The sequence below is a fragment of the Ruegeria sp. BHSA163 genome (assembly GCF_059613365.1).
The window spans coordinates 57942-69823 of record NZ_JBXWSJ010000011.1; the positions used below are offsets into that span (position 1 = coordinate 57942).

At 51.1% G+C, this 11882-nt stretch carries 12 protein-coding genes; 7 read left to right on the forward strand and 5 right to left on the reverse strand.

The features are described 5' to 3' along the window. Window positions 1-50: 50 nt before the first annotated feature. Window positions 51-1526, reverse strand: a complete 1476-nt coding sequence (locus tag AC2FNV_RS07500; protein ID WP_170604272.1) for a glutamine synthetase family protein — start codon at window positions 1524-1526, stop codon at window positions 51-53. Window positions 1527-1595: 69 nt separating this feature from the next. Then, complete coding sequence (locus AC2FNV_RS07505; RefSeq protein ID WP_170604274.1) at window positions 1596-2939, reverse strand: NAD(P)/FAD-dependent oxidoreductase; 1344 nt, start codon at window positions 2937-2939, stop codon at window positions 1596-1598. A 138-nt stretch (window positions 2940-3077) separates the two neighbouring features. Here AC2FNV_RS07505 and AC2FNV_RS07510 point away from each other — a divergent pair, with 138 nt between their 5' ends. Then, a complete protein-coding gene (locus AC2FNV_RS07510; protein ID WP_170604276.1) occupies window positions 3078-3752 on the forward strand; it encodes a FadR/GntR family transcriptional regulator in 675 nt (224 codons plus the stop codon). Then, entirely contained in the window at window positions 3752-4201 is a 450-nt protein-coding gene (locus AC2FNV_RS07515) for a hypothetical protein (protein ID WP_170604278.1), read from the forward strand. Before AC2FNV_RS07510 ends, AC2FNV_RS07515 begins: the two co-directional genes overlap by 1 nt. On the opposite strand, the gene AC2FNV_RS07520 is transcribed toward AC2FNV_RS07515, so the two are convergent. Next, window positions 4202-4924, reverse strand: a complete 723-nt coding sequence (locus AC2FNV_RS07520; protein WP_170604280.1) for a type 1 glutamine amidotransferase — start codon at window positions 4922-4924, stop codon at window positions 4202-4204. A gap of 296 nt (window positions 4925-5220) precedes the next feature. Here AC2FNV_RS07520 and AC2FNV_RS07525 point away from each other — a divergent pair, with 296 nt between their 5' ends. The 4 genes from AC2FNV_RS07525 (at window position 5221) to AC2FNV_RS07540 (ending at window position 9163) form a co-directional block, all read left to right on the forward strand. Continuing rightward, window positions 5221-5868: a DUF1194 domain-containing protein gene (locus AC2FNV_RS07525; protein ID WP_217362363.1), complete on the forward strand. Its 648-nt coding sequence runs from the start codon at window positions 5221-5223 to the stop codon at window positions 5866-5868. Between the two features lie 62 nt (window positions 5869-5930). Continuing rightward, entirely contained in the window at window positions 5931-6305 is a 375-nt protein-coding gene (locus AC2FNV_RS07530; protein ID WP_170604284.1) for a cupin domain-containing protein, read from the forward strand. Window positions 6306-7455: 1150 nt separating this feature from the next. After that, window positions 7456-8412 (forward strand): SMP-30/gluconolactonase/LRE family protein, encoded by a 957-nt coding sequence (locus tag AC2FNV_RS07535; RefSeq protein ID WP_170604288.1) that lies wholly within the window; start codon window positions 7456-7458, stop codon window positions 8410-8412. Between the two features lie 61 nt (window positions 8413-8473). After that, on the forward strand, window positions 8474-9163 hold the full coding sequence (locus tag AC2FNV_RS07540) for a TetR/AcrR family transcriptional regulator (RefSeq protein ID WP_170604290.1): 690 nt from the start codon (window positions 8474-8476) through the stop codon (window positions 9161-9163). A 39-nt stretch (window positions 9164-9202) separates the two neighbouring features. On the opposite strand, the gene AC2FNV_RS07545 is transcribed toward AC2FNV_RS07540, so the two are convergent. Continuing rightward, complete coding sequence (locus tag AC2FNV_RS07545) at window positions 9203-10165, reverse strand: ion transporter (protein ID WP_170604292.1); 963 nt, start codon at window positions 10163-10165, stop codon at window positions 9203-9205. Next, complete coding sequence (locus AC2FNV_RS07550) at window positions 10158-11348, reverse strand: low temperature requirement protein A (protein WP_170604294.1); 1191 nt, start codon at window positions 11346-11348, stop codon at window positions 10158-10160. The genes AC2FNV_RS07545 and AC2FNV_RS07550 overlap by 8 nt, the downstream gene beginning before the upstream one ends. A gap of 99 nt (window positions 11349-11447) precedes the next feature. Here AC2FNV_RS07550 and AC2FNV_RS07555 point away from each other — a divergent pair, with 99 nt between their 5' ends. Beyond that, the gene (locus AC2FNV_RS07555) at window positions 11448-11618 is read left to right on the forward strand and encodes a hypothetical protein (RefSeq protein ID WP_170604296.1); all 171 of its coding nucleotides are present in this window, start codon (window positions 11448-11450) and stop codon (window positions 11616-11618) included. Window positions 11619-11882: the final 264 nt, after the last annotated feature.

Genomic DNA, 11882 nt, shown 5'->3' on the forward strand with positions numbered 1-11882 from the left:
AATTCGATCAAAGAGCGGCCGCGGTCAGCGATCCGCCCGTAAGCCTCCGTTTAAGGCAGGCACTCCATGTACATTTCGTTGTCCCACTCGGTTACGGTGGACATGAAGCGCGCAAACTCATCGCGTTTGTACTCTTCATAAAGGCGGTACATCTCGCCCGGCATGCCGCGCTTGACCACCTCGTTACCTGCCAGATGATCCAGAGCCTCGCCCAGAGACATCGGAAGCTTTTTGACTTCCTTGCCTTCGGCCATCGCCTCGTAAATATTGCGCTCTTCAGGCTCACCGGGATCAAGGTTGTTTTCCAGCCCATCGTCCATCGCCGCAAGCAATGTCGACCCCATAATGTATGGGTTTACCATCGAGTCGACTGACCGGTACTCAAACCGTCCGGGTGCCGAAACGCGAAGCCCAGTCGTACGGTTCTGGAAACCCCAATCCGCAAACACTGGCGCCCAAAAACCTGTATCCCACAATCGACGATAGGAATTTACCGTAGAGCATCCAATAGCCGTAAGTGCCTGCAGATGTGTGACGACACCCCCGATGGCTTTCAAACCCTCTTTGCCGGGCATCTGAGGGTCATCAGTGTCGGGCATGAATGTGTTCTCACCGCCCTTCACATACATGTAGTTTTCCTTCATTCCCGGCAAATCTTCGGGGTCATTGCCGACGGGAACAAACTCATCCTCACCGCCTCTCCATAGGCTCATGTTGTGGTGGCAGCCGCTGGCAGAAACGCCCATGAAGGGCTTTGTCATAAAGCAAGCAAAGATGCCATTTTCTCGGGCCACCTGCGCGCAGATTTGGCGGTAGGTCGTCAAACGGTCAGCATTGCGCAGCACGTCGTCAAACATCCAGTTTAATTCAAGCTGGCCTGGTGCATCCTCGTGATCGCCCTGGATCATATCCAGACCCATCTGGCGCGCGTAGCGGATCACCTGCATTGATACGGGCCGCAGGCTTTCAAACTGGTCGATGTGATAGCAATACGGTTTCGAAAACCCGTCGCGGGGCTTTCCATCTTCGTCGAACTTTAGCCACATCATCTCGGGCTCAGTACCAATCCGAAGCTTGGTTCCATGTTTTTTAGTGAATTCCTCGTGCAGCCGACGCAGGTTTCCCCGGCAATCGGAGGTAAGATATCCACCCGGATTTTCTTTTTCCTCCCGATTCCGGAACAAAGTGCAATAGAACCGCCCAATGGTAGGAGCCCAAGGCAATTGCATAAAAGTTTCCGGCTCGGGAATTCCTACAAGTTCTGCTGCTTCCGGGCCGTATCCAAGATAGTTACCAGCGCGATCTGTGAAGAGGTTTACGGTCGCACCGTAGACTAGCTGAAATCCTTTTTTGGCAACCGTTTCCCAATGATCGGCCGGGATGCCCTTACCCATGATTTTTCCGGTGACCGAAACGAATTGAAGGTAAAGGTATTCAATGCCCTTTGCATTGATCATTTCCCTTACTTGCTTGATTTTTTCATCGCGACCTGGCGCTTCTACAAATCTTTCAAGATCGGTGGTCACTTTCTATCTCCTTGCTAGCTTGAGGCGAGCACTCTTCCGGCGCTCTTCAATGCGAACTTGGTTTTGTCGCTAACTCCACGGGTACGGGCTGTTGGATACAGGGTGCAGTTCACCTTTGGCGAAACGGTCAAAGCGGAACGGCTCGAGAAGATCTTGACGTTCTCCAAGCACTTCGTCTGCGATCAGGTGACCGACACCCAGCATCTTCCATCCGTGATTGCTGTCGGCAATCACTGTCACGTTCTCACGAAAGTGGTCAAAAACAGGGAAACTATCAGCCGTGAAACAACCGATCCCACCCGACGCTTCTTTGTGGTACTTAGGCATCATACCTTCGTAGCGTGCCTGACAATGAGCCAGCGCACTGACCCACATATGCGCAAATTCGGGGCTTGAGACGAACTCAGGCGAAGATGGCCCATAAGGGTCAATCTGTACTTCGTCGACAGGTGTCTCAACTTTGTAAGGGCTTGCACCACCTTGAATTCCACCAAAATGCCAGTCAGGCTTATAGTAGATCCCCCACATCTCTTCGGTGATGATCGAACCATCGACGGTCGATTTTAGCGGAGCATCCGTATCGACATGTATCACCGGCGCGAGGCTGCCGTCATCGGCTCGCCCAATGTCCGGATCGATGTTTAACACTCCTTCTTCAAGCTGCCAGAAACGCCACATGTCAACGTCTTCGTGCACATCGCCCTGCAGGTCTTTGACCGTGATCTTGCTTGGCAAATCAAGCATCGACCAAAAGTCGCGCACCCATGGACCCGCGCCGATGATGACATGCTCGCAGGAAATTTTTCCCTTGTTTGTTTCGACAAACTGGATCGCACCAGACCCATTCATTGCTTCGAAGCCCATTACCTCGACGCCGGTGATGATCCGAACGCCTAGCGCTTCGATCTTTTCGGCCAGCGCGTACATTGTCTTGGTTTGGTTTGAGAAGCCGCCACGTTTTTCGTGCAGTACGGATGTGATATTTTGGGCTTGCCAATCTCCGAAGTACCCACGCATGTACGACGTGCAGGCGTTTTCTCCTTCGATGAAGACGCTTTCGTATCCAATTGCCTGTTGCTGTGCGTAAATGGACCCCACATCGTCACGCATACTTTCAGAGGAAATCTGCATGTAGCCGACCGGATGATACGAAAGCCCCTTTGGGTCGCTTTCCCAAACATCCACCGAATGAGCCATAAGTTTACGCATCGCCGGTTGGAAGTAGTTGTTGCGAACTACCCCACAGGCAATTCCAGATGCTCCTGCCGCGATCCCGCTTTTGTCCAAAACGACAATACGGCCTTCAACATTCTCCCCTCGTTCTTGCAGCCTTTCCGCCAGTTTCCAGGCTGTGGAAACGCCGTGAATGCCTGCGCCGACGATCACGTAATCTGCGTGTTGAGGGAATGCCATAGGTGTCCTCGCCGTTTGGTGATGCGTAAAAGAAGAGCCACACTCCAAACCAAAATCAACAACTTTTAATCCAATATTTGCATTTTGGTCTGTTATCTGTAAATTTGGTTTACTTTTGGATTACTAAATGGATCAAAAATGGGAAGAAAAAGTTTCGCCGACGTGGCTACTGAACTGCGGCGATCGATTGACGAGGGGGAATTTCAGCGATTCGAGCGCTTACCGCCGTCGCGATTATTGGCGGAACAGCTGGGTGTCGCACGAAACACTCTGCGCGACGCGCTTTACCAACTCGAAAAAGAAGGACTTTTGGAGACGCGCGCGGGTAGTGGGACTTACGTTACTGCCGTGAAGCAGGATGTCGTTCCTTCGGCTGTTGAAGAAGCAACTCCCTTGGAATTGATTGACGCACGCTTTGCACTTGAACCACACATATGTCGCCTCAGCGTTCTTCATGGAAGACGCGAGGATTTTGAGGCCCTAGAGGCATTTTGTAAGCAAATGGAAGCTGCCCAGAACGATTCCACTCTCTTTGCCGAGGCAGACACAGCATTTCACCGCAGGTTGGCCGCATCAACGCGAAACAACCTGTTGATATGGCTGATCAGTCAGATCAACACAATACGATCATTGGATGAATGGACCCGAATGCGACACTTGACGCTCGAAGAACAGATTATCCAACAGTATAATGCCCAACATCGCGAAATCCTGAACGCTCTTCGTTCACGTGAACCTGAGAGAGCCGCAGTTAAAATGAAAGAGCACCTTGAAACTGCTCGTATGTCGCTGATGCGGGCTGCGGAGGCTTAGTGCCTACACCCAAGACATCACTTAGAGTTTCTGTCGCTGCCATCGCCGCGGCGATGCTGGCTCCTGCGAGTTCATTATTGGCCGGAGAATGTGACGTGGTGGACTTTCTTGACCAATTTACGACTTCGGGAACATTCCCCGCTGGCGCGGAATGCTCAGCTTTTACAACGTCACTAGCTACAACAGGAACATCTTGTTTCTGGAGCCACCCTTATCGGAGTACGCTGGCTCTGGACCAAGCATCAGAGCTGTGGGCCACGTTGACGAAATGCAGAGTTGGCCGACAGATGGGACAAGACGAACAGGTGAACCACCCAGACAGTTACAACCTGAAGGAATGGGTTCACGAAGAGGATGTTTATGCAGTTTCGGTCAAGGACAAAGGAGGGCAAAACCGAACACTTGTCTTCTTACGGGTTGAACCCGGCCAACAACCATCAAAAAACTGATCACTTCGCCTGCGCGGACGTTTGCATCCAATTAATGTATAACCGCTCAGCCATATCGTTGAATTTAGAAAGATTTGCCGAAACATCTGCGCCTAGACGCTCTGTCGCATTGTCGCCCATTGCCGCGTCAAGTGCCAAGCGGTACTCTTTGATATCAGCCCAGTTGGCCACCGTGTCATCTTCCACTTCAATGTGAAATTGCGCTGAGTATGCACGTGTTCCCCATTTCATTGCCTGGACAGCACAATCTGGCGAAGTGGCAAGGCAGCTTGCTCCTGAGGGCATCTGCTTAATTTCGGCAGAATGCCACTGAAGGCATGGGAAACGATCCGGCAGACCATCCAGTATCACGCCGGACGCTCCTTCTTCTGTTAACTGAACATCCAGAACACCTATCTCTGGCGATTCAGACGGACCGACGCTTCCGCCCAAAGCTTCGGCCAACAATTGGTGCCCCAGACAAAGCCCAAGGAACGGCAGCCCCCTGACCTCCACCGCTTCGCGGATAAAGACCTTTTCGTCTTTCAGCCATGGATAGGTGTCTTCTTGCCACACGTCCATTGGGCCGCCCATGACCCATAGCCCATCATAACCGTCAAGCGATGGAAGTGATTGACCCTCGTCCAACTCAACCGTGTCGTAACTATGGCCGTCTTCCTTTAAAAATGATCGGAAAATCCCCGGATGCTCAACGCTCGCGTGTTGCAATATTAGAAGTTTCATAACCTTGCCCTTTGAATTTCCACTCGACCTTAGTGCAATCTCATACGATTTCGATAGGCAGTAACGACAAAGATCGGTCAAGTTCCTTCAAAGTCGAACCCGGCACTAGATGGTGGCTCGGCTTGCGCCGCAGTACACTTCGCACGCTTGGCTGGGTAAAATTAATGTTGCAAACCTTCGAAAATTACTAGCCAAGGAAAAGAATGTTGCGAAGATTTAGCATGAGTCGCCTCATTACTTTTCTGATTTGTACAACTTTGCTCTGTCCGCTGCCTCTGCATGCCGAAAGGTGTAGATTGGCGCTGGTCCTTGCACTTGATGTTTCCGGTTCTGTGGACGAATCCGAATACGCAATGCAGTTGAATGGGCTTTCTTACGCGCTCAACGCCGCCGAAGTTCGCGCTGCTATTCTGAGTAATCCGGACAATCCTGTGTACCTGTCTGTTTTTGAGTGGAGTTCTCAAAATCATCAGTTTTTGATCCAACCCTGGATCGCGTTAGACAGCCATGACGCGATCGACGTAGCCGTTCGTCGTATTAGTGCCTACCAAAAAAAACGGGCTGGTTTAAAGACCGCTTTGAGTACGGCGATACTATTTGCCGGAGAGCTTCTGAAGCAGAAAGAACATTGTTGGCAAAAAACAATTGATGTTTCTGGTGACGGTAAAAACAACATAGGTCCCTCTCCTAGGCAGGTTTACGAGTTGGATACGTTCAGAGACTTAACTGTTAACGCGCTGGTCGTGGGAGAGCCCGCTGCATCCGATAGTGCAACAGCTGAAGAAGAATTTACGGACTTAGATCTGATGAATTATTTCGCGCGCGAAGTCATTCATGGCTCCGCCGCATTCACGTTGATTGCTTATGGATACGAGGACTACGCAAGAGCAATGCAGCAAAAACTCATGAAGGAGGTCACCTTTCCTGTCCTGGGTCTGCGCTAATCACTCGTCCGCGATCTCTAAGAAAAACTAACCCAATTTGCCGGCAAGTTAAGGAGAAATGAATGAAACCGATCCAAGCGACAGAAAGACTGGTCGCAAATATCTATGATAAAACCGCTTATATTCCTTACGATCCTGACGGGTCATCTGAAACAGGTACACACTTTATTCAGCTAAACCCGGATGCAGTCCGAGATGTGGGGTTTTACATTTACCGAATGGAGCCGGGTTCCAGCTCTACACCGCATCGACACGGCGGAGCAGAAGAGTTTCTGATCATTCAGGGTGAACTTATCGATAACGACGGCACAGTATACAAACAAGGTGACGTGGTTTGGCTTGCAAAAGGAACCGAGCACAGTTCTTACACTGAAACCGGTTGCCTGATAGCAGTTTACGCGGAATCCACCGAACATCCCCTAAGCGCGTTTGAATGATTTTTTGCGGAAAGGCCCAAGACTGACAGAGATGGATTTTTCTTTGGCATCACGCAAAGAATAAGCAGCTCTCGCGTCACTCGTGAAAACAACAAAACAACTTGTCGTGGTCCGCGGTCTACTTCGCGAAACAGTTTCAACATACGTTGTGGAAATATGGGCTGTTTTTCCGCCATGACTCAATTCAAAGGGGATCAGGAACAAGAGCAGAGCCACGCATTTGCGAGCATCACGGCTCCCAGTCCAAGAGTAGCAGCGACCGACCACATAAGCGAGCCTGTTTTAATATCCGAGGCAAGAGCCAAACCCAATCTGCGACCCGAAGCCATGGATGTTCCTGCAACGGCAAGGGTCGCGGGCCCCGGACTAACCGAGGCGATAAGTGCCGCTAAGAGTATTAGTGGGAGGTTTATCTCAAGGGGTATTGATTTTCCACACTGATGTTTTGACGTAACATTCTGTAATCGCAGCCTAAAGTCAATTTGGGTTCGTCGTCTTTTTCGCTGCACTCGACGCGAACAACCGCTTTACAGGCAATCCTGCTGCTCGTTGAAACGTTTTACTTGAGGCGAAAACATATTCTCCGCGTCTATCGAAGCATCTCCAATCGCAGGTGGCATTGTACTTGCAAACCTGCAGCCGACTGGCGTGTCACTGCTCCCGATACGCAGGCCGGAATGTGGCACACACAACGCTTTGCTCGAGTTTCAGGTGACTTCGGACAAAATGTGGAAGGTATTCGTCGCAACAACCAGTTGGAAATACAACACTTCTCAGAGTTCGCTGACAAAGCAATCTGGAGCCAACATGAGAAAAAACTCCAGCTTTCTACAACGGAAATGTTTTCAGCGCGAATAGCTTCAACATGTAGTCACCTGAGAGATTTTCTGTCCCCTCGTCGTTATCCTTTCTGAACCAGAGACACCCTATTATCTTTCTAGATATCCAAAACAGAAAGTCAGTAACCTTTCCAAATAACAACAGAAACCTACAGACTTCATTTGTCCGCGCACTTGGTTGTTTTAGGGGCATTCAAAAGGTCTGGCCAATCCGATGTATGCGAGTTGAGGAAGTAAATAGGAAACGACTTTCGCGGATTCTGAAGACAATTTATCTTTTCTGAAAAAATTCACTGAACGGAGTTTAATTTATGAACGATACATACGACTGGCAACCTTCTCAACGGTATCCCGACCCATCTGTGATTTCGCTTGATCCGCGATTTGAAAAGTACAAGTTGCCTTTGGCGGGAGTTGAGAGATTGGCGGTAGGGTGTCGCTGGTGCGAGGGACCCGTGTGGTTCGGAGACGGGCGATATCTGCTGTGGAGTGACATTCCAAACAACCGGATTATGCGGTGGGATGAAGTCACAGGAAAAACATCGGCGTTTCGGCAGCCGTCAAATTTTTCCAATGGTCAAACCAGAGACCGGCAGGGCCGCCTGATCACCTGTGAACACGGCGGCCGCAGGGTGACGCGGACAGAATATGACGGCACTATTACTGTTCTGGCTGACAGTTTTGACGGAAAGCGGCTCAGCTCCCCCAACGACGTTATTGTCAAATCTGATAACAGCATTTGGTTCACCGATCCGACGTTTGGTATCTTGGGCAATTACGAAGGAAATCGCGCGGAACCAGAATTAGGCCAAAACGTTTACCGACTTGATGCCGACACTGGAGAATTGAGCGTCGTGGCCTACGACATTTTGGGACCTAACGGACTGGCCTTTAGTCCCGATGAGACTGTGCTCTATGTTGTGGAATCGCGAGGTGTACCGACACGCAAAATACTAGCTTATGACGTGAATGTTGACGGCGCCTCGATCCGAAACAAGCGCGTGCTGATAGATGCTGGCCCTGGTACACCAGACGGGTTTCGCGTGGATGCTGATGGAAATCTCTGGTGTGGTTGGGGCATGGGTGATTCAGAACTTGACGGGGTGATGATCTTTGCCCCTGATGGGACCCTGATTGGCCGCATTATTCTGCCCGAAAGATGTGCCAATCTTTGCTTTGGCGGTCGAGCAAATAGCCGTATTTTCATGGCAGCCAGCCATTCAATTTACGCGCTTTATGTCAATATTCCAGGCGTCGTGGGAGGGTAAAGAAAAATAGGTAAGTCGAAGGTCGGGACCATTTTACAAACCCCGGCCGCGTCAGCGGCTTTTGTCAACGGCGGACATTCGACAAAACCACGGCAATGACCACTTAGAGGACAAGTCAGCCAATTTTGTCGAGCCAAATATTTGCGAATGTCACGTCAGAGACGGAGCTCGTCAAAAAGAACAGGCAGACCAACCCAAGGGCAGGCTAACTGACGATTGCCAAAAAAAGTTCGCCGCTAACGGCTATCATGGCGTCAGCCTCGCTGCGTTGGCGGGTGAAGCAAGTGTGTCAAAACAGGCGTTGCTGCATTTCTTCGGTACAAAGCAATATCTTTACTCCGAAGTTCTTTCCGCTCTCGCTGATCGACAATTCGCTGAGATTGAAGCGGCAAAGCAGCCTGACCCGGTGATGCACCTTAAAGCTTATTTCAATCGGTTAAAGGGGTCCAACTTTTTGCGGCCCGAAGACGCACGCCTGACCGTTCGGGCGCTGTTGGATGTCCGCGAGAACTCAAAGGTTTGGCCCGTGAAGGCCTACTTGGACAGGTTAATAGAAATTTCCCGGGGTACACCGGTTGGTCAGCACACCAGCGAAACCGAAATGCGCTCTCAAGTCTTTCAACTGATCGGAGCGATACAGTATTTTTCCATTTCCTTGAACGCTATCTGTGGGTTGTACGGAAAGGCCAACGCCAAAGAGCTGGCCGACTGTTTTTCCAACAAATCGACGACACCGTGGACAGCCTGTTAGGTGCGGACAAGCTGGCCGAGGCTGAAACCAAGTGATCGCTCAGGGTTTGGCCTTTTGCTCAGTTGGTTGACCGCAGGTCGGGCAGCGTTCAGCATCCGACAACGTTTCGGCATGCACTCGTTCTCGAATATGGTCGGCAGAGCGGCGAGACAGCCCCAACTGCTTGCGGACGGATTCAATGTCTGCCTCATCCTTCTCGCAAATATCGCCGTCTTCCAGAGCCTTTCGAAACTCGCGCTCCAGGCTAGCACGTCGGCGGTGTAACTGATCATTTAAGCCGCTGGCGATGATACCTGCGGGCAACGCGGCCATACCAATGCCGATTACCGTTATCGCAGCACCGAAAATCTTGCCTGCAACCGTTACCGGCGTTACGTCGCCGTAGCCAACGGTCGTCAAAGTCGCCATCGCCCACCACATCGCCGCCGGGATCGAACCAAAGGCTGCGGGCTGCGCGTCGTGCTCTGCCAGCCAAGCGCCGCTGGCGGCAAAGATCAGCATCACCATAAGAATGAAGAAGCCGGCAAAGAAGGCGCCAGCCTCTTCCTCAAACACGGCAAGCAGCATGCCTAGTGCGGGTGAGTAGCGCGTGAGTTTGAGCAGCCGCAACATACGGAAAGTTCGCAACAGACGCAGGTCGATCGGGAAGAGCAGGTAAAGCAGTGCCGGCAAAATTGCCAGTAAGTCGATGATAGCGATTGGAGAAACGGCCCAAGAAGCACGCGTTTTGTAATTTGGATTTTCTGTCGCAACCCAAAGTCTTGCCGCGTATTCGGCTATGAACACGAACAAGGAAAACCCCTCTAACAGGTTAAGGGCGAAACCCCAACGTGCATATATAGAGTCGACGGTTTCAAGAAGGACAGCAGCTACGTTCAGTGTAATCAACACAATCAGAACTATTTCCAGCAACCAGGGGCCGATAGCGGCCCGGTCTGGGCGCTCTAGCCACCAATAGACTTTCTTTCTCAGTTCGTCCGAGTCTGTCAAAACTTCACTCATGTCGAAACTTTGACCATGCGCGCATCAATGGAAATGCGATTTGCGAAAGCAAAGCCGTGCCCCAGATCAAATTGCCAACCAACGAGGGCACATGTGGGACGATGTAGAAACAAGTAATTGCCAGTATGATCCCGAACACCCTCACATCCCAGCGTCCAAAATCCGAAGCAAGACGATGTTCAATGACGTGCTGAAGCGCCCAAAGCATCGCGATATAACCAGCAAGGCCGAAACAGCCAATGGCGGCGTATTCGGTGGGGTATGGCTCCCAAAATCCGACCTTGACCTCTGCTGCGAGGGCCACCCCAACCATGACACCGCACAACATCAACATTAGGTGCGCAAGCCACCAAATGACCAAGGTCGAAACCTTTTTATCTTTTGGTTTGGCGTTGCCCACAAAGTCAAAGTAAATCCAGCACATGACGAACATCGAAACCCCACCGATAACGAAGTTGACCAGCACATCGGGTGATACTTTGTAGATGCCTTTTTCGGACAGGGTGACGACGAGTTTGAAGAACCCTTCGCCCAATACGATAAGTGTCAGTAGGGCAAACCGTTCGGCCATATGCCCGAGGCGCGGGGTGAAGCGCTCAAAGCGCAAAACGGTAACGCCGGGGATCATATACATCGCCTGCGTCGCCACCATCGCGGCAGCAAAAAACCAGTAAGCAAGCGGTGTAGGCAAGAAGGCCGTGATCGCAAAGATAACCGCAAAAACCGAGAAGTTGCGGATTTGCGCCGCCGACATCGACTCTCCCGAGGAATTGACACGCCGGGCGCGATAGTACAGCGCTGCGATCATGGCGCGGTTTGCGGCAAAACCCAGTGCAAAGAAAACCCAGCCTTTGCCGTCGATAACCGGGATCGCTGCGGCCATGAACATCACCGTACAAATCATCACTGACATGATAAGGCGATGCCAGAAATCGGTGCTGACATAAATCGAATTGAAAATACTGAGCTCTCCCCACGCATACCACAGCGTTATGAAGACCCCGGCGAACACAAGAAACCCATTTAGATCAAGGTGATGCGATAGGTAGTTGCCGAGCAGGAAGATCGTCACGACATGGATCAGATCATAAAACAGCTCTGCCCAGTGAACATGGTCATGAGCGTGCTCAAGATCTTGATGGTGTTGCGGCTTTCGCCACATGGGATGGTCATGCAATGCCATTAATTGGGAACTCTTGAAAGTTGACAGATTGTAGTGGCCGAAACGCGGCCACTTCGATTGGGTTATTTCAAAACCAAGGTTGTATCGGAGACCGACGCCATGCAACCCCTGCAATGGCAGTCGGGCGAGGGCATGCCGGGCAAACCCGGCCATTCGTTTGGTGACCGCGCCTATTTGGTCCAAGGTTTTCGGGCGTCACGCGGCCTTGTTGTCTCGCAAAAGCCGCAGAATGCAGCACTTAGTTGTACTCGCTCTGCCCACCTTTATTAAAGTAACGTCGTTCGAACTTTTTTCGGGCACACCCTGAATGCCTTGGTTGATCCGGAACTACTCTTCATAGAGAACGCTTGCACCCGTTCTCCGCTTTGCAACTCGGCAAGCGCATCGGCGCAGACTAGCATTCGCCGACAGTCTTGACTTAGCAGGTAGCCACAAATCCTTTTCAAAGGACAATTTGATTCGAATTGACGACGAGTGCATTCAACGCCGTCGCCTCACTTTCGCCGCAATTTCAGAAAAATTGGAGACAAACGG